General features: G+C 71.2%; 1 protein-coding gene. It reads right to left on the bottom strand.

The features are described from left to right. Positions 1 to 365, bottom strand: a 365-nt coding sequence (locus tag AC6CH9_RS20845; RefSeq protein ID WP_498156605.1) for a 6-phosphogluconolactonase, incomplete at both ends; no start/stop codon positions are given.

Here is a 365-nt window from a genome sequence, read left to right on the forward strand (position 1 = left end):
CCGAGCTGCAGGCGCGAGGCCGCCGCGTCGTCGACGAGCACCGTGGCGTGCGGGTGCATCTGCATGATCGTCGCGGGCCACAACGCGCTGATCGGGCCCTCCACCAGCTGGTGCACCGCCTCCGCCTTGCCCTTGCCCGTGGCCAGCAGCACCAGGTGCCGGGCCGACATGATCGTGGCCAGCCCCTGCGTCAGGCAGTGCCGCGGCACCTGGTCCACGTCGTCACCGAAGAACCGCGCGTTGTCCTCGCGCGTCTGGGCCGTCAACGTCTTGATCCGCGTGCGCGAGGCCAGCGACGACCCCGGCTCGTTGAACGCGATGTGCCCGTCCGTGCCGATCCCCAGGATCTGCAGGTCCACACCCCC

It is taken from the genome of Cellulosimicrobium sp. GQ32, assembly GCF_059758455.1.